Source organism: Paenibacillus kribbensis, assembly GCF_002240415.1.
Classification (GTDB): Bacteria; Bacillota; Bacilli; order Paenibacillales; family Paenibacillaceae; genus Paenibacillus; species Paenibacillus kribbensis.
Window position 1 is genome coordinate 5,207,501 of sequence record NZ_CP020028.1, and the last position, 17,868, is coordinate 5,225,368.

The 17,868-nt window shown below is 49.0% G+C and carries 14 protein-coding genes (1 of these 14 running past the window's edge); 3 read left to right on the forward strand and 11 right to left on the reverse strand.

Translation table 11 applies throughout. The features are described 5' to 3' along the window. The 10 genes from B4V02_RS23265 to B4V02_RS23310 all read right to left on the reverse strand — a co-directional run. Nucleotides 1–861: the 5' portion of an ROK family protein gene (locus B4V02_RS23265; protein WP_094156588.1), read on the reverse strand. Its footprint begins 105 nt before the window's first position; 861 of the gene's 966 nt are visible here — the first part of the coding sequence; the start codon lies at nt 859–861; its stop codon lies beyond the left edge, outside the window. Between the two features lie 85 nt (nt 862–946). Beyond that, nucleotides 947–1,786, reverse strand: coding sequence for a MurR/RpiR family transcriptional regulator (locus B4V02_RS23270; RefSeq protein ID WP_094156589.1), 840 nt, complete (start codon nt 1,784–1,786; stop codon nt 947–949). Continuing rightward, on the reverse strand, nt 1,764–2,483 hold the full coding sequence (locus B4V02_RS23275) for an N-acetylmannosamine-6-phosphate 2-epimerase (protein WP_094157074.1): 720 nt from the start codon (nt 2,481–2,483) through the stop codon (nt 1,764–1,766). The genes B4V02_RS23270 and B4V02_RS23275 overlap by 23 nt, the downstream gene beginning before the upstream one ends. 5 nt (nt 2,484–2,488) lie before the next feature. Beyond that, nucleotides 2,489–4,030 (reverse strand): DUF4127 family protein, encoded by a 1,542-nt coding sequence (locus B4V02_RS23280; protein ID WP_094156590.1) that lies wholly within the window; start codon nt 4,028–4,030, stop codon nt 2,489–2,491. A gap of 106 nt (nt 4,031–4,136) precedes the next feature. Then, on the reverse strand, nt 4,137–5,927 hold the full coding sequence (locus B4V02_RS23285; protein ID WP_094156591.1) for a protein O-GlcNAcase: 1,791 nt from the start codon (nt 5,925–5,927) through the stop codon (nt 4,137–4,139). Nucleotides 5,928–5,979: 52 nt separating this feature from the next. Next, nucleotides 5,980–6,870, reverse strand: coding sequence for a carbohydrate ABC transporter permease (locus tag B4V02_RS23290; RefSeq protein WP_094156592.1), 891 nt, complete (start codon nt 6,868–6,870; stop codon nt 5,980–5,982). Next, nucleotides 6,870–7,751, reverse strand: coding sequence for a carbohydrate ABC transporter permease (locus tag B4V02_RS23295; protein ID WP_094156593.1), 882 nt, complete (start codon nt 7,749–7,751; stop codon nt 6,870–6,872). Before B4V02_RS23295 ends, B4V02_RS23290 begins: the two co-directional genes overlap by 1 nt. A gap of 64 nt (nt 7,752–7,815) precedes the next feature. After that, on the reverse strand, nt 7,816–9,090 hold the full coding sequence (locus B4V02_RS23300; protein ID WP_094156594.1) for an ABC transporter substrate-binding protein: 1,275 nt from the start codon (nt 9,088–9,090) through the stop codon (nt 7,816–7,818). A 217-nt stretch (nt 9,091–9,307) separates the two neighbouring features. Continuing rightward, nucleotides 9,308–9,871: a DUF420 domain-containing protein gene (locus B4V02_RS23305; protein WP_007428330.1), complete on the reverse strand. Its 564-nt coding sequence runs from the start codon at nt 9,869–9,871 to the stop codon at nt 9,308–9,310. A gap of 220 nt (nt 9,872–10,091) precedes the next feature. After that, complete coding sequence (locus tag B4V02_RS23310; RefSeq protein WP_094156595.1) at nt 10,092–10,367, reverse strand: GNAT family N-acetyltransferase; 276 nt, start codon at nt 10,365–10,367, stop codon at nt 10,092–10,094. Between the two features lie 166 nt (nt 10,368–10,533). On the opposite strand from B4V02_RS23310, the gene B4V02_RS23315 reads away from it, so the two are divergent. Together B4V02_RS23315 and B4V02_RS23320 are read left to right on the forward strand one after the other, a co-directional pair. Continuing rightward, nucleotides 10,534–11,484, forward strand: coding sequence for an ATP-dependent DNA ligase (locus B4V02_RS23315; RefSeq protein WP_167383817.1), 951 nt, complete (start codon nt 10,534–10,536; stop codon nt 11,482–11,484). Between the two features lie 112 nt (nt 11,485–11,596). Next, the gene (locus tag B4V02_RS23320) at nt 11,597–12,139 is read left to right on the forward strand and encodes a MarR family winged helix-turn-helix transcriptional regulator (protein WP_007428327.1); all 543 of its coding nucleotides are present in this window, start codon (nt 11,597–11,599) and stop codon (nt 12,137–12,139) included. A gap of 137 nt (nt 12,140–12,276) precedes the next feature. Here the strand turns inward: B4V02_RS23320 and B4V02_RS23325 are convergent, their stop codons facing one another. Then, nucleotides 12,277–13,212 (reverse strand): manganese-dependent inorganic pyrophosphatase, encoded by a 936-nt coding sequence (locus tag B4V02_RS23325; protein ID WP_279628254.1) that lies wholly within the window; start codon nt 13,210–13,212, stop codon nt 12,277–12,279. A gap of 361 nt (nt 13,213–13,573) precedes the next feature. Between B4V02_RS23325 and B4V02_RS23330 the strand changes: the two genes are divergently transcribed. Next, nucleotides 13,574–17,854 carry a S8 family serine peptidase gene (locus tag B4V02_RS23330; RefSeq protein WP_094156597.1) on the forward strand — a complete coding sequence of 1,427 codons (4,281 nt, stop codon included), beginning with the start codon at nt 13,574–13,576 and terminating at the stop codon, nt 17,852–17,854. Nucleotides 17,855–17,868: the final 14 nt, after the last annotated feature.

Genomic DNA, 17,868 nt, shown 5'->3' on the forward strand with positions numbered 1-17,868 from the left:
ATGCTTTTCCAGCAAGGGCCACCAGACCTCTCCTGCGTCTGCCACTCCCCCGCCTACAATAATCGCCTCAGGATCAAGCGTCACCGAAATATTAGCCAAAAGCACAGCTAAATCTGCGGTGTATTCGTCCAGCACCCGGATGGCCTCCAGGTTACCGTGAGCGGCCTCCTGCATGATCTCGTTCCCCGAGCGGTAGAGCTTGCCCGTATATTCCGCGCCCCGCCGTAACAGGGCTGTGCCCGATACATACTGCTCAGCGCAGCCTTTTTTTCCGCAATTGCAGGGGAGACCGCCCGGGAATAAAATACTGTGTCCCCAATCACCGCCGCTCCAATGAGCCCCTCTGCACAGGAAGCCATGCTCCATAAATGCACCGCCGACACCTGTTCCCAAGGTGAGCATAGCCAGGCGCTGCTTGCCCTTTCCTGCTCCCTGCCACGCCTCTCCAAGCAAAGCGGCGTTCGCATCATTATCAGCAATGGCGCGTACAGCCAGCTTTTCTCTAGCCCACGTTACCAAGGATGTACCTTGCCAGCCAGGCAGGTTGTCGGTGGCATACACAACTTCACCGCTCTCCACATTGACTCTGCCTGCGGTGGCAATTCCCAGAGCATCTATACCAATATTCACGCTGGTGTCTCCAAAAGAACGCGTCAGTCGACATACCGACTCGGACACCCGCGATAGTACCCATTCACGTCCACGGGAAGCGTCTGTATCCAGTCGGATCTCATCAAGTACAGCTCCATCCCGCGCCACTAGGGCGGCTTTTACCGATGTACCTCCAATGTCAATTCCAATGACTCTGTTCACAGCATCTGCCACCACAGCGTCCTCCCCATTGCCCCACAATATAAGCATTTATATAAGCCTTCTTAAGGTAGCTGCCTTGTATTTCATTCACACGTTGGTGTTGAACCAAAATATAATACTCCACATTAAAATCTCAATAGCTGCGCTCAATAACCGCCCTCGCTGTTTTTTCCTTCATCTGCTTGGTGTGATTGGTGTGCTTGCGTGCAAGTCCTTCACAGAGGAGGTCAATCACGAATAGCTGTGAGATTTTAGCGCCAATTGAGCCGCCCTCCATCGGGGCTTCCTTGCCCGCAGTCAATAACACGATATCTGCAATAGAGGTGATTGGCGATTTTGCATAATTCGTAATGGCAATAACGGTCGCACCGTTTTGCTTGGCCTTGTACAGCATGTCGTTCGTATCCAGCGTACTTCCCGATACACTTATTCCGATAGCCACATCCCCGGACTTCATGGATACCGCCATCATCGACTGAATATGACTATCTGCCACAGCCTCGGCGCGCCGCCCGATTCGTAAGAAGCGGTTTTTGGCATCCTGCGCAGAAATCCCCGAAGCGCCTACACCAAAAAATTGTACATAGCCCGCCTGATTGAGACACGCTATCGCGCGTCCCAGCTCTGAATGGTCCAGAAGCCCCATGCTGGAGTGCAAAATATCGAGCATGTTGTGATACACTGTGCGGGTGATATCATGTTCGTTATCCGGGTCAAAGCTTTCCCCGCCTATATCGGTTTTGCGATAAGTTTGGTTTTGCGCCAGGGACAGCCGGAAATCCTGATAGCCTTTGAAACCAATCTTCCGGCAAAAACGCATGACGGTCGTTTCACCTGTGCCTGCAAAATCAGCCAGCTCCGTTACGGAGAAATAGATGATATCTGCGGGGCGCTCGAGTACGCACAAGGCGACTTTTTGCTCCGATTTTGTTAATGAAGGAAAATACGTGTTAATTCTGTCGTTCATCTCCATAGATGCTCTTCACTGCCTTCCTTGCGGCATCGGCAAACCGCTGCGTAATCAATTGAGGTCTGGTAATCGCCGAGCCTACAACCACTGCATGTGCACCCAGCCGAAATGCTTCCTCTACTTGTGCCGGATCATGGATTCTGCCCTCTGCAATTAAAGGAACGGGAACCAGTTCCGACGCTCTTCGAACCAGTTCCAGATCAGGGCCATCCATCTGAGCAGAGTATGGCGTATAACCGGACAATGTTGTGGATACGCAGCCTACACCAAGGGAAGCCGCATGAAGCGCCTCCTCCAATGTCGATATATCCGCCATGGAAGTTACTCCATGCTCATGGGCGTAATCTATGAGCCGCTTGAGCTTGCATCCTCCCGGACGCGGACGCAGTGTGGCATCCAGCGCGATGATATCCGCGCCCGCCTCAACCAGTTCCTCCATCTCGCGAAGAGTCGGCGTAATGTAAATATCAGAATCTTCATATTCGCGCTTAATCAAACCGATGACTGGCAGAGAAAGCGCCTGTTTAATCGCACGCACATCTGTTGCCCCGTTGGCGCGAATCGCTACGGCTCCGCCCTGCTGTGCGGCACGCGCCATTTTAACCATGGAATCCGCTCCATGCAATGGTTCATCTGGAAGCGCCTGACAGGATACGATCAGGCCGTGCTGCACTTGTGATAGAACACCTTCTATTCCTATGGGGATCACCCTCTCTCCTCGGCATCATGCCGTACGGTCAATCCGACTTCAAAGGTGCGGTTCCACGGCATATAGCAATCTGTTATTTTCACGCAGCCCTCCGGCCCGTTCACATACTCCTCAAGCGCCCGCTCCAGCCGCTCGCGAATAACCGCAGCAACCGAGCCCCTCTGTCCATCGAGCATAAACTTGTTAAAGCCCATCTGTTCCACAATTCCATTATTCATAGCGGTACGCACCACAGCGCAATAACAGGCGTCTTCGGCGTAACGCAGTGCCAGAAAGTCCAGATGCTCTATCGTAGGCCCATAGCGGGTATACAGCATAGACTGGGCAATGACCGTACCGAGCGTATTAGAGCTGGTATTCCAGCCTGCATAGCCTGCCAGCTTAAAAAGCAGTCCTTTTTGCTTCAATAGTCTAAGCAGCTTGAGATCTGCACCATTGGCATAGCCTACATCAGCGACGGCAATGTTTTTGCCCTCATAATGCAGCATGTGAGCGCCGTATTCGACCAGCTCTACTACATTCCGATGTACATCATATCCGGCCATTGCACACTGCTGGGATGAAGCTTCTGCCATCGTGTCGCCAGGGGTATTAGCCAACAAAATCAAATCAGCCTCCGCTGCTGAGGAAGCAATCAGCCCGCCTGCTGCCATAATCTGATATTTTAAAGTTTCATAAAAGTAGCGATCCTCAAAAAGCGGAACAACGAATGCCCCTTGCAAGGCGGACAAGCGGGGATATATCAGCGGTACAGCTTGATTCGCCTGGTTAACCCAACGCGCCAGCAACGTACATCCGACCTCGTCTGCTCCTGGATACATATACACGTTTAAATCTAGAGCGAGTTCGGAAATACGACTTCTTAGCTGCTGCTGATCCTTGGCGGTATAGCCATAGGGGGCCGAATCATCCTGTGGAATAACCATAAAATCAATAACGCCCTCTGCCACCAGCTCCAGTGCCGCTTCATTAGCCTCCAGATTCACACGGCGACGACCTAAATAATCCCCTAGTATTTCTACAGGCAAGCGTTGATTGATGTCGGTTAATTCAAGCACTTCCTCTGAGATAGCGATTCCCAGCTCCTGACGATGCTCAATGAAGCCCTTCCTGAATATCTCACGCCCCCAATCGGCATAGTAATCCGGTTCTTCATCAGCCAAAGAGTATTGTGGACAACGCATAATCAGTTGAAATGCATACAAAGTCAGCTGCGGATAAAGCTGTTTGAGCCTGCGAAGGCGATTCACCCTGCCTCTGACCTGCTCACTCGTCATTTCATGCAATCGAGAAGGTACAATTCCACCGTACAGCAACGTATCCATCGCAATAATGGCTCCATCAGCAGCAGCCGCACGCTCTTCGAGCCACGCCCATAGTCTGGTCGTATCGCCGGGGGTTTTCTTTTGTCCCATCCATTCCAATGGAGGCCGCTCCATTTGCAAATCTGTGCCCTGGGCCAATAAATAAGGAAATTCATAATTACAGGGCCGTTCATCCAGCGGTACAAAAAGTACACGGGTGTTTGGCTTCACCACACGCTCCACCTCTCCTGAAAATTACTGTTATGCTTACGGCTATGCTCACAGCGGTCATGATTTTCAGAGCAATTACGCTGTCTGGTTTCTCTCCAACAGCTAAAGCCTATAGATTAAGCCGATATTTGCCCGGTTCATCCTGACAGACGTAGCCCCACTGCTCGGCAGCACGGATAGCCGGATTGCTGCCCAGCCGGGCTGTCGCCTCCAGACAAGCGGTTATGCCGCTACGCAGCTCGGCTATGATTTCGTCCTTCAACGGCGGCGGCTCTTGCCCGCCAGTCACTTCGCTTTGCGTGCCGCTCCCCCGTGATCGGGCATCATCCTGCCGTCCGCTGCTGAGCACGGCTTGTCGCAGCACTCGCCACAGGCTCACGTCCAGCTCGGCACGATCCAGCCATGGCGCTGCCTGGGACACGAACCCGGCCGCAGGGTCATCGGCCGGTACGTTCCGCAGGACGTTCACGGCCTGAAGCAGCCGCTCAAAGTACATATCCAGCGCAGGAATATCGCGCGATTGCAAGGCAAAATCCACGTCCTCATACGTGTTGCCGCCCAGGCGGCTGTTCCTGTTTTGACGGCAGAAAAACATAAATTCTCCCGTGCGCTCGCCCGCCAGCTCACGCGCAGCCCATGCCCAAGAGAGCTCCGGCATGTACCGCTCACTGTTCCACATGTAGTGGGCCATCGTAATGAGCGTCACTTTGGAGCACTCCCATTGATTCATCGGATTGGCTACCATCCCGGTATGTCCACAGTCCGGAAGCCTGGAATACCTTCCACGTAGTGGATCGAGAAACAAGCGATCACGGTCGCAATCATTTACCGGGATGTTATCCCACAGCCATAGCTCATGCCCAAAGAATGCATGATTCTCAGCGGCATGCTCTCGACTAATCTGCGGGGCAAAAACAAAGTACCCCGTCCAAAACACTTTAATCTCCGGGTGCAGGCGCTCACGGAAATCCTTTTTATATTCCGTATCCCAATACGACCAGTACTCCGAAGGGCACACCGTCAGTGTAAACTCAGGCAGCCGCTCGGTCAGCCATGTATGCACCTTGTTGGTCAAAAAGACATGAGCGTGACCCGAGCGACCCAGCAAATGTCGGTTTTCCCCTTTTAGCACATAGTCAATATCATCCATTAAGACAGCAAAGTGCCTTACGCCAATAGCTACCACAGCCGCCAGCTTTTCTGTCAGCCTAGCAAAATCTTCATCGCTGCCAAAGCTCAGATCATTCCCTGGACTGATACAGTAATGAAAATCAACCTCATTCCGGTCGCAGGCTTCTTTTAATTCGCGAATCTGTGCAAATGTATCCTCAGGATACGGCTCCCGCCATAGCTCGCGATGATACGGATCATCCTTGGGGGCATACATAAACGTGTTCATCCGATGCGCAGCCATAAAAGAGACGGCATCCAGCCGATCTGCGAAGCTCCACGGCTCTCCGTAAAAGCCTTCAATAATTCCTCTGACCGGAAATGAAGGCTCATCTCTCAGAGATATCACGGGCAGAGTACATCGCTCCTGTTCAACCTGAAGCAGGAGATGCAGGGCATCCATGCCGTATTTGAGCCCTCTTTTATTGGAAGCATGGATTTCAATCCGGCCCTCCTTCTGAATCTCCAGACGATATCCGTCTGCAACGAGTGCTCCATCATACTCCAGTACCAGCTGCACGCTGCCTCGTGTTTCAGTCGGCACACCCGGTCCCGGAGGCAAAATCAGCTTGATCGGTCCCTCGGGGTCCAACACACCTTCATACTCCTGATTCATCGCAAAGCGGGAGGACAGCTCACAGATCAGACGCGGTTCAGGTACAACCAGTTTTTCTCCACTGTCATATGCATCCCGAAAATAATATTGAATCTCCTGCGGTGTTAATCCCATTGCAATCGCCTCTCCTTCCATTCACGGGCTATCTGTAGCGGGAATTTCCAGCCTAGCCTTTCACCGCTCCTGCCAGACCTTCCATATAGTAGCGCTGCGTAAACAGGAACAATATAATAATCGGCAGCACTGAAATCATCGTGCCCGCTGCAATCCAGCCGAAGTTATAGGCAAATTGGCCGTTGAGATAGGTGAGCGCAGCCGCAAGCGGGTATAGCTCCGTGTCGTTCAAAATAACGATAGGCCACAGAAAGCTGTTCCAGAACGACATGGCCTCCAGCAAAGAAATCACGGCGAGCGCCGGCTTCACCAACGGAAGCACCAGCTGCCACCAGATTCGAAACTCCGAAGCGCCATCCATTTTGCCGGAATCACGCACATCGGTAGGAATATGAATAAACGTCTGCCGCATCAGAAAAATGTTAAACACTGAGACCGCTCCGGGCAGTACCACACCCAAATAGGTGTTGCCCAGATGAAGTCCTTGAATGGTCAAATAATGCACAATAAATGCGGTGTAAGAAGGAATAATCATCGTGGCAATCAGCAGTGTAAACACCAGGTTTTTACCCTTAAAATGAAATACGGCCAAGGGATATCCCGTCAGGCTGGCGAGTATTACATTAAGCACAACACCCAGCACTGTAATAATCACCGTATTCAGGATATACTTTGGAAAATTCATAAACTGCCACACCTGAACATAATTGTCAAAATCAATAAAGGTCGGGAAAATGGCGGGCGGCGATGAAAAAATGTTGCGGCCCGGCATGAGCGATACGCTAAGCAGCCACAGAAACGGTCCCATTAAAAAAAGAGCGAGCAGCACCAGCAATACATAGATCACCATCATTCTCACCATTCGCCCCAGGCTGCGTGTGATCCGGCTATTTTTGTTTTTCGGAAGGGGTGAGTGTAGCTTTTGGTCATTTTGTAGAGTCATCAATAGGGATTGACACCACCTTTCCTATTGAATCGGAATACGATAATACTGAGCACCCCAATCACTGCGCCGACAATCAAGCCAAGCGCCGAGGCATAACCAAAGTTAAACTGCTCCATCCCTTTTTGGAAAATATACAAGCTGGAGGTCAACGTGGCCGTCCCCGGCCCACCCTTGGTCAGCACATACACTTCGTCAAATACACGAATAGCCGCCATAAGCGAAATGAGTGTGCAAAACAGGATGTAGGGCCTTAATAACGGTAGGGTTATATGAACGATCAGCCGCCAGCGGCTTGCCCCATCCACTCTGGCAGCTTCGTACAGATCTTGTGGAATGTTCTGTAAGCCTGCCAGATAGAGCATCATATAATACCCGAGTCCCTTCCACATCGTGATGAACATGAGTACATACAAGGCCAAATTACTGTCCGATAACCAGTGTATCTCCCTGCTGATTATGCCGACCTTGATGAGCAGATAGTTCACGACGCTGTTATTGCCCAGCAGCCAGCTCCATATTAAGGCCACGGCTACCATGGAAGTTACGACAGGAATGTAATAGGTCGTTCGAAATATTTTAATGGCCGGTATACGGCTATTCACCAGCACAGCCATCAGGATGGAGAAAATCTGGAGAAAGGGAACAATGAGCACATACACTAATGAGTTCCAGACCGAAATGAGGAAGTTGCGGTCCTTAAACGCTGCCTCGAAATTAGCGAGACCGACATAATGGGTATCCGATATGACCGAATAGTCCGTCAAGGCCAGCGGGATGCTGTAGATAATAGGCCAAAATACAAAGACGGCAAGCAACAACAGTCCCGGCGTCATAAAGGCCCAGGCCGTAAAGGATTCCGACCTCAACCATTTGATCATGCTGCATCACCACCCGTTTTTGTTAAATGAACAGGGGAGCATTCACTTCACTCCCCTGCTGAGCCTACTGCTTTAAAATGTCATTCACTTCCTCCTCCAAAGCAGTGAGCGTTTGCTTCGTGTCCGTTCCGTTTAATAAAATATTCTGAAAAGCACGTGTAACAGCACTGTTCACGTCCTTGGCATTAGGCACACCGACCATGTAGTCTGTCGCCTTATCCAGGCTTTGCGCAGATACCACCTTCGCCTGTGCTTCCAGTGATTGATCTGACTGCGTGAAGTACGGGTCTTTAATGGAATCCTTTGTAGAAGGCAGCGTATTAGCCGCTTTGGAAAAAGCCGTCTGGCTCTCCGCATTTGTCAGGAAAACAGCAAACTTCACCGCTTCATTCACATGAGCAGACTTGGTCGGTACGACCAGGTCCATGGAGTTGGACAGTCGTACGTCGGCTTTACCTGTAGGTACAGGAACAGCGATCGTGTTCTTATATACGTCCGGCGCCGCCGTTTTGATAAAATTGATAAACGTTGGGCCTGCCAGCTCGAAAGCAACCTGCTCTCCGGCATAATATTTCACTTGCTGTGCAAAATCAGCGTCTTCTTTAAGGATGACGCCATCTTCCATTTGTTTTTTTAGATTATTGATCATAGTGACCGCTTCCGGCGTATTGAACGCAGCGGCAGTCTTTTCTTTATTCAAAATCGGAATGCCATCTATGGCAAAAAGCTTGGATACAAGCTGCTGCGCATAACCTGCTTTGCCTAATTTTCTGTTGACCTGGCGGCCCCATTCTGACAGCTCTTCCCGTGTTTTGGGCGGATGGGCAGGGTCCAATCCGGCAGCCTTCACCAGTTTCGTATTCATGTAAAGCACTTCCGTGCCCGTATACCAAGGTAATGCGTAAGCCTTTCCATTAATGACTGTGGAATTATAGATACCTTCGAAATAAGCAGCCTTCTCCTCTGGGGACAAATACTCATTCATATCAACAACAGCACCCTTGGAGCCCATTTGGCTGGCGAATTCCGTATTGAGATTGACCACATCCGGACTGCTCCCGCTAGCAATACTCGTCAACAGCTTGTTGGTCACCGCATCGTAAGGGTAGTCCTTCCAGTCAATTTTGACATCGGGGTTCTTCTGCTCATAATCGGCAATCACTCGGTTAAAATACGGGGTAAATGTGGGTTGTAACGCAATCGTCCAAAATTGCAATGTCACTTTCTCCCCGTTTACGTTTTCCGGTTTTGAGCTTCCGCCACCGCAGCTGCTTAGCAGTACAACCAGCGCCAGCATAGATACAAGCAACCGCAACCTGCCTTTCGCTTTCTTTATCACATGGTGACCCCCTTGTTCTTAGTTGATTAAGGTAAATTATAACAGAATTGCCGGTAGAGAAGGAACATTTTTTCAATAAAATAAATTAAGAAGGAATAATTTTTCTTGTGTTCGTTTTTCGCGTTTGGCTTATATAAGCATAAAAAAGACGCCTCAGACAGCAGAGACGTCTTTTTTGCTTCATTGAACCTACGGAGGGTTGAATCAAGGTTAGCTATTAATAATAAGGAGCCATAAATACGTACACGAGCACCCCGGTCAAGCTGACATACAGCCAAATTGGCATGGTCCAGCGCGCAATTTTGCGGTGCTTGGCCACCTGCATGGTCCATCCCCAAACAACCGTGAACAGCGCCAGCGGTACGATAACTGCCGCTAGGATGCTATGGGAAATCAGCAGCGTAAAGTAGATCGGCCGAAGAATCCCCACCCCGCCATATTTTGCAGTTTCCGGCGAAATGTAGTGGAAGGTCAGATAGGAAAATAAAAATAAAACGGTACTGGCAAAGGCCAGCAAAATAAAAGTTTTATGCACCTTGATGTTCTTTTTGAAAATAGCAATCAGCGCAGCCACCAGAAAAATAAAGGTGAAGCTGTTAAAAATCGCATTTAGCCTTGGGAAAATCGTGATATCGAAGCTTACACCTCCCTGGTATCCGATCGGCGAAAAGAATAGCAGCAAAATAATCACGTTGGCTATAATGGAAACGGTGATAATCAAGGCTGTAAAATTACGATTGCTCGTTGGAACATACTGCTTGTCCTCACTCGCTTTACTCATAATAAGCGTCTCCTTCGTTCAAATTCAGGTTTTCATTTTCTGTCAGAGTCATAACCTTAATATATTATATAGAACACAAGTACAGCCTGTGAAGTGACAACAGTATGAACAATTTCACAGCGTTCTGTCTGAAAATGTGCTACACCAAAAAACACCGGAAGGTCTGATTACCTGATCCGGTGTTGCGGCGACGATTGTACACCTGAGCCATGTCCCGCATTTACTGCTGCCAAACGTCACTGTATTCCTGATGGCGCTTGAACAAGGCCAGCGCATAGGAGCAAGCTGGAACAACCTTTTTATGCTGATCCCTCGCCATGTCCACAACCTTGTCGATCAGTTCCTTGCCGATCTTTTGCCCTCGCAGCTGCTCCGATACAAATGTATGGTCAATGACCAAAGAGTGGTCATCTATGGATTTATAGCCTACTTCTGCAACCACCTGTCCATCCTCCACCATGACTACCGCATGGTCCTCCTCACGAATTTGCCTCATGCAACCGCTCCCCTTTCTACCTGAAAAAAAATCCTGTAATGCAGGATATCCTTATCATTCCCCGATTTGGGGACCAGCGAAACATCTTATACATAAAAAAAGACCTGTCGTCGACACTACATGTATTGTACAAAGGCTAAGGGAGGTGTCGCATTTGCATTCGGAAATGAAGCCTGTCATCCCGTTTGAACCCGAGCAAAGTGAAGAAATTCCTGTAGATAAAAATCTTTGGCGTTACGAAATAAAATGGGACGGCACGAGAATTTTGACGTATCACGACCATGGCAGCACGCGTCTGTTCAACCGCAAGCAGCATGAACGAACGCCTTTGTACCCGGAGCTGGCTCCCTTTTCCTCCTACTGTCGGGCAGACTCGGTCATACTGGACGGGGAAATGATCGCACTCGGTGCCGATGGCAAGCCATCATTCCATGAAATCATGCGACGCGATCTGATTCGCCGAACGGATCGGATTCAAGCAGCCTATAGAGCTGTGCCCGCCACCTATATGCTGTTTGATATTGTTTATCTGAACGGGGAGTGGGTTCATCGCAGATCGTTGCAAGAAAGGCTTGATCTGCTGCAGCAGATCATAATACCAAATGAACGGATCCAACTGGCTCCTGCCCATCCTGACGGACAAGCGCTATTCCAGGTCATGTGCAGCCAAGGTATGGAGGGCATCGTATGTAAAAGGTTGGACAGCTCATACACATTGGGTGGGCAGGACGGACGATGGATCAAGGTCAAAAATTATGGCGATCTCATTGCCATCATCGGAGGCTATACCCTAAACGGTGGCGTTATTAATGCTGTACTGCTGGGTCAGTATGATAAGCAGGGAAAGCTGCGATACATTGGACATGCAGGTACGGGCAAGCTGACTCGGGAAGATTGGCGTCAGCTTACCGAGCGCCTCATGCCACATACGATTTCGGAGCGACCTTTTGTCAATAAACCGGATCGTCATCAAGACGCAATTTGGGTGCAGCCCATGTATACCGCCAAGGTTCAATATAGTGAGTGGCGATGGCAGGAAGGACGCACCCTTCGCCAGCCCTCCATACAAGCCTTTGTCAATCAGAACATTGAACAGTGCATCGGCCCTTGGATATGACGCTTGGCAGATACACTTTCAAAAAAAATGCGGAATAAAGTTTGTATAAATCATTGCAACCAGTGGTTAATTAAATTACAGTTAACTAATTAACTACATTGAGGTGAATCGTATGTTCTTTTTCTTGGACTCCGAAATTCGTCAACTGGCTTATAATTTGTTTCCGGGTGGCAACAAGCCGATTGGCGTTTTAGTGGATTTATTTTCCATAACATATGAAATACGTAAAAACATGGAGAAACGCTCGCGTGAATTTGGTCTCTCCTACGGGCAATATATAGCGCTTTGTGTACTCTCTGCGCAAAGGGATGAAATGTCTTCTCCTTCTACCTTGGCTGAAAAGATGGGTGTAAGCCGGGCAGCAATCAGTTCTATGGTTATTTCCCTTGAACAGGATGGATACATTAACAAGTACGATGATCCCAATGACAAACGAGGCGTGTTTGTTTCCCTGAATGACAAAGGGAGAGGGAAAATTAAACAGATGGACCCTTTTTTCATAGGACTGGCCTCACGTCTGATGTCGGACTTTAGTGAATCGGAAATTAATCAGTTTCAAACCTATTTATCTCACGTACGTTCCGCCTTTGAAGATGTTAAAGGCTATGGTCTGACAGACCCCAAAATGACGGGAGACAAATGGTATGAAGACTAAAGAAAAAATAAGCCTCCTGCTTCCACCTGCTTTGACGCAGTTGGGTTTAAGAGGCTTATTTTCGTAATGGCAGCTAACATGCATCCTGAGCCCGATAGTCGCGCATGCGTGTAGCTTGCCATCCCAATCTATGAAATTTACAGACTGTTAAAGGCGTCTGTCAATACAGGGACGATTTGCGATTTGCGGGATACAACGCCTTTCAGAACAGCTTTGTTGTCGTCCAGCTGCACATTGTAGGCTTTTTCAACCGCTTGTGCCTGGCTTCCCAGCGCAATACCAATGGAATCACTGTTCACGATATCCGTTACGACGAACAGGAACAGATCCAGGTTTTTGGCTTCAATGGTTTGGGACAAGGCAGCTTCCAGTTCAGCTTGGCGGGATAACACGTCGTTCACGTCTACCGCGTTCACCTGTGCAATTTCCACTTTGCGTCCGTTCATCTGGAATTCCTTTGCATCCAGACTTACCAGCTGCTCAATCGTGTGACCGCTCAAATCAGCACCCGCTTTAAGCAAATCAAAACCGTAACGATCTGCATCTACACCAGCAATTTCAGCCAGCTCACGAGCAGCAGCTACGTCTTGATCGGTGCAGGTTGGGGATTTGAACAGCAGGGAATCCGAAATGATCGCCGACAACATCAAACCTGCGATTTCTTTCGGAACCGCAACACCGTTTTCCTTGTAAAGCTTGTTCAAAATGGTAGCGGTGCAGCCCACAGGTTCAGCACGGAAGTATAACGGCTGGCTTGTTTCAAAGTTAGCGATCCGGTGATGGTCGATGACTTCAGTTACCGTTACTTTGTCAATATCAACAGCACTTTGCTGGCGTTCATTATGATCGACCAGAATGACGCTGTCCGTTTCTTCAGCAACCTGCTCAACCAGACGCGGTGCGCTCACTTTGAAATAATCCAGTGCATACTGCGTTTCCCCGTTTACCTCACCCAGACGGACCGGCTCTACGTCCGCACCCAGTTTGGTTTTCAAATGTGCATAAGCAATAGCTGAGCAAATGGTATCCGTATCCGGATTTTTATGCCCGAAAATCAACGTTTTTGCCAACATAATCGACTCCTTTGCGTTAATCATTTTACATGATTGTGAAACTCAACAATTCCAATGCAGATTATATCATTAAATCTCGCATTCTCCCATTCCCCTTCGAACAATTTCAAAAATAATCTAGTAAACTCATAACACTTCCATGGAATATATACATGAAATTCCCCTTAATTTTTCTAAAAATATTAAAAACGTATAGTAATATATCCCACCCATATGGTAAGATATGCCTCAAAACTGGCAAGTTAGTCACCAGTGGTCAATTCTATTATTTTTGTTATTAAGGGAGGCGTAAGAACAGCGGCAGTGGCTTCAAATCCTAGTATGTAGACATATCATATTTTGATTGAAAAGAGGGAAATCTTTGAAAAAGCCGATCGTTTTGAGAAAGATACCTGTCGTATCACTCGCTCTTGCCTTGACGGTAAGCTTGTCTCTGCCGTCTATCAGCTCTGCTGCTACCGCAGATCTGCAAATCGGTTCGTTTTTGAAAGCCCAGGAGGCATTGACAGTCGAGGCAGCTCCGGCCTTCATCTCGCCAGAGCTGAGCACGGATTCTTCCCGCCAGGTCAGGGTCATTGTGCAGCTTGATGGTGAGCCTATAGCCGTGGACAAGTACGCCGCACGGTCAGTCGCCCGAGCCTTCACTGCCCAGTCTGAGCAAAAAGCCGAAGCCGCTATTGACACGGAACAAACCACATTCGTGGACGAAGCCGCAGAGCACGGTATTTCTCTTCAGGTGAATTACCAATACAACACGGTGCTTAATGGCTTGGAGGTCACGCTGCCAGCCAATAAAATTCCTGAACTGGCTAAACTGCCAGGCGTAAAGTCCATTCACGAAAACAAAACATATTATTCTATCCCCGTACAGGACCCACCAACACTTACAGCCAATGAAGCAACCTATGACAATGCACCGCTGGATCAAATTGGTGTTCCCGAAGCCTGGGCAAAAGGATTAACAGGTGAAGGAATCAAGGTCGGGGTTATCGATACCGGTATCGATTATGAGCATCCGGATTTGAAAGCGGCTTACAAGGGTGGATATGACTCTTTTGAGCAGGATAACGATCCTTACGAGGAACCATTGCTTGATAAAGAGAACGACCCCTATGGCACAGGTTTTAGCGGAACAACACACGGTACTCACGTCTCCGGTACAATCGCTGGTCAAGCAGCGAATACGTCTTCGGAAATTGTGCAAAAAGGCATTGCCTATAAATCGGACTTATACGTTTATAAAGTGCTTGGACGCAATGCCAAGACGGGGCGCTCCTCCGGTTCCTCCGCACAGGTCATTGACGGTATTGAGCGCGCTGTCAAAGACGGCATGAACGTTATTAACCTGTCACTCGGCTCCGACTCTGAGAAAGACCCGAACTCTCCGGACTCCATTGCCATCAATAATGCCGTGCTTTCCGGCGTAGTTGCGGTCGTTGCGAACGGTAATGCTGCGCAGGAAGGCCCATATTTCTATTCGATGGGTTCCCCCGCAACATCCCAGTTGGCAATTTCCGTCGGTGCAGCAACTTCTCCGAGCCATAGCTACTCTAATAGAGCATCGGTTAATTTTTCTACCTATGGAAATGATGGGAAGCTTATGACAGTTACATCAGATACCTACTACAATCTTAACACGATGAGTTGGCAAACGTTTCATGAGGATTTCGCTTCTATTTTAGGGACAGAACCATTGGAATTAGTATATGCCAATTTGGGATATCCGGATGATTTCACTTCTAAAGATGTACAAGGTAAAGTTGTAATCGTTTCACGTGGCGCCCTGGGCTTCGTAGACAAAATCGCGAACGCACAACAAAATGGTGCGAAGGCTATTATTATTTTTAATGGTCAACCCAAATCTGACGACAGCACTCAAGCCAATCTGAACGAAGCTATCCCTGGTTACGACGGTTACATTAATTCAAATCAGGGTGATGGTGTGGATTACATCCCTACCTTTGACATGATAGGAAAGGAAGGCCGGGCGCTGGCAAGACAAATCATTGAAAGCCAAAACAGCAAACAGAAATTCTTTATCAGTTTTGGAAAAGATTATATTCGGACAGATAATGCAGGCAATACCATGGCCGCATTCAGCTCCCGCGGACCAAACGGAGATGAGCTGCTTAGTATCAAGCCGGATGTGAGCGCACCGGGTGTTGGCATTATGTCAACCTATCCTGCCTTCGCCAAGTTCTACCCGGATGCTTCTTATGAGCATGCTTACAAACGCAGCAACGGAACCAGTATGGCCTCTCCACATGTGGCCGGACTTGCTGTGCTGTTGAAGCAGCAGCATCCAAACTGGACACCTTTCGATATCCGTGCTGCTCTCGCAAACACTTCGGTTACACTTTTTAATGAGGATAAGATCCAATATGATGTGTATTCCCAAGGTGCAGGCCTTGTAAACATCGCGAATGCAATTCAGACGCCAGCCCTGCTGGAAACTGTCGAAAAGATTACGATTCTCGACAAAAACTTTAATCGGCAGGAGGTTGTGAATTACAATCCTTCCGCCAGCTTCGGGGTGATGCGACCAGGTAGTGATGCGAAGCAAATTCAGCTTCAGCTCAAAAATTTGTCCGCTAGCCCTGTAAAATATGAAGCCAGCTACATTTTGCATAAAAATGTAACCTCTGATCCCACGAAACCAATTGCTACACCTGACGTGAGCAACATTGCCGTGCAGCTGCAAGGTGTCGGCGCGAATGGCGCAATCTCGGCGGAACCAGGTAAATCCCAGCCATTCTTCCTGTCTGTACAACCCAATTCGGGAGCAGCCACAGGTGTATATGAAGGGGAAGTTATGCTGAAAAGCGCCGGACTGCCAACACTACATCTGCCATTCGTCGTTCATGTCGGCAAAGAAAATCCGGCAACAGGCTTCGGTTTGCAGGATCTGAGCATCAACAACCCGATTATTTATCCAAATCGAACAACTACTCAACGCTCAGCAGATCTTACTTTCCGCCTGACTACGGATAAAACGAACCAGATCGGACTTTATATATATGGTTTGGATGATAAGCTAATCGGTCAGATCAACGGAATTACAACTACCAAGGAGCAAGGAGCAAACGCCCGCCTCAAACAAGGCGCATACTCCTTCAATAATATCGATGGAAGCTACGTTGAATTTGATTCCAATGGAATGCCTGTTCTGGACGCTAGCGGTCAGCTCGCCATTCAGCATTTGAAGGACGGCGTGTACAAGCTGGAAGTAAGTGCTCCTGAACTGAATGCAAAAGGCGAAGTTGAGTCCAATACAAACGGCCCTAAATTCTTCACCGCTATGATATCTATCCGAGTGGATAATACTTCTTCCGGCAGTAGCGGCGGCGGAGGTGGTGGTGGTGGCGGCAGAAGCAATACGACACCTTCTGCTGCAGCCAACACATCCACTCCTGTCGCTACATCTGCTCCTTCACTTCAAACCGTAGTGAAGCAAGGACAGGCTGTCAAAGCTGTGACTACAGCCGTTGCGGTCAACAATAATGTACAATCGCTGACAGTAACCGATGCAGACTTGCAGGCTGCCGTCACGGCAGCAGGCTCCAGCCCAGCAGCTATCGTATTATCAGCTGCCAGCCAGGCGGGCCAAACAACCAAAGCAGCGCTCACTTCTGCACAACTGGCAACGCTGGGCAAAGCTCCGGCAGGAAGCAGCCTGATTGTCAGCCATACAGGTTCATCCCTGGCCTTGCCGATATCCGTTCTGAAAAATGCTCCTGCAGGTGCAGGCATTGAAGTGGTTATCAGCAGCCAGGCCCAGGATAGCAGCGCATTTACAGACAAGCTGAAAGGCTTGACCGTGATCGGTACACCGGTAGGGTTTGAAGCTAACGTTATTACTGGCGGCAAGAGTCAACCACTCAAAATTGCTCCAGGGCAGTTTATTACCCGTTCCTTTACCGTACCAGGACAAATTGAGCCGAGTACAGCCGGTGTGCTCTATACAGCGAACGGAAATATATATCCTGTTCCATCCGTCTTTACCAAGCAGGCAGATGGATCTACCGTTGTCAAGGTAAGCCGTCCGGGCTTCTCGACGTATGCGGCAGCGACGCGTCCTGTCAGCTTCGAAGACATTTCAACATCGTATGCCCAATCCGAAATTCAATCATTAGCGAACAAGCTGCTGATTAACGGTACAACCGATACAACTTTCTCACCGAAAAAAAACGTGACACGGGCAGAATTTGCAGCTCTGACAACCCGGGCACTTGGCCTGACACCAGGCACTGCTGCGCCATTCAGTGATATTCCTGCAGGCAGCTGGTATACCGGCGATGTGGCGGCCGCTTATGAAGCCGGATTGATTACAGGCCGCAACAGCGACAAGTTTGATCCGAACGCTAATATCAGTCGTCAGGAAATTGCTGTCATACTGGGTAAAGCTGTAGACCTGCTTCAAATTAAAGCCCCCGTCGATGGCCCTGCACGTACACCGTATCATGATGCTTCATCCTTTGCAGGCTATGCCAAGGACAGCATTGAAAAAGTGAGTGCAGCAGGTATTATCAACGGAGAAACGATTCAAAACTCCTCCTACTTCAAGCCGAATGCACCTACAACACGTGAGGCATCCGCCAAAGTGCTGCATGTGCTTTTACAAAAAGCTGCACTGATTAACTAACAACTCAAAAGCCT

Excerpts from the sequence above, each read along its gene's own strand:
- B4V02_RS23315 (WP_167383817.1), top strand. The coding sequence starts at position 10,534 with ATGAAGCCTGTCATCCCGTTTGAACCCGAGCAAAGTGAAGAAATTCCT.
- B4V02_RS23310 (WP_094156595.1), bottom strand. The coding sequence starts at position 10,367 with ATGAGGCAAATTCGTGAGGAGGACCATGCGGTAGTCATGGTGGAGGAT.
- B4V02_RS23320 (WP_007428327.1), top strand. The coding sequence starts at position 11,597 with ATGTTCTTTTTCTTGGACTCCGAAATTCGTCAACTGGCTTATAATTTG.
- B4V02_RS23295 (WP_094156593.1), bottom strand. The coding sequence starts at position 7,751 with ATGATCAAATGGTTGAGGTCGGAATCCTTTACGGCCTGGGCCTTTATG.
- B4V02_RS23305 (WP_007428330.1), bottom strand. The coding sequence starts at position 9,871 with ATGAGTAAAGCGAGTGAGGACAAGCAGTATGTTCCAACGAGCAATCGT.
- B4V02_RS23270 (WP_094156589.1), bottom strand. The coding sequence starts at position 1,786 with ATGGAGATGAACGACAGAATTAACACGTATTTTCCTTCATTAACAAAA.
- B4V02_RS23285 (WP_094156591.1), bottom strand. The coding sequence starts at position 5,927 with ATGGGATTAACACCGCAGGAGATTCAATATTATTTTCGGGATGCATAT.
- B4V02_RS23325 (WP_279628254.1), bottom strand. The coding sequence starts at position 13,212 with ATGTTGGCAAAAACGTTGATTTTCGGGCATAAAAATCCGGATACGGAT.
- B4V02_RS23290 (WP_094156592.1), bottom strand. The coding sequence starts at position 6,870 with ATGACTCTACAAAATGACCAAAAGCTACACTCACCCCTTCCGAAAAAC.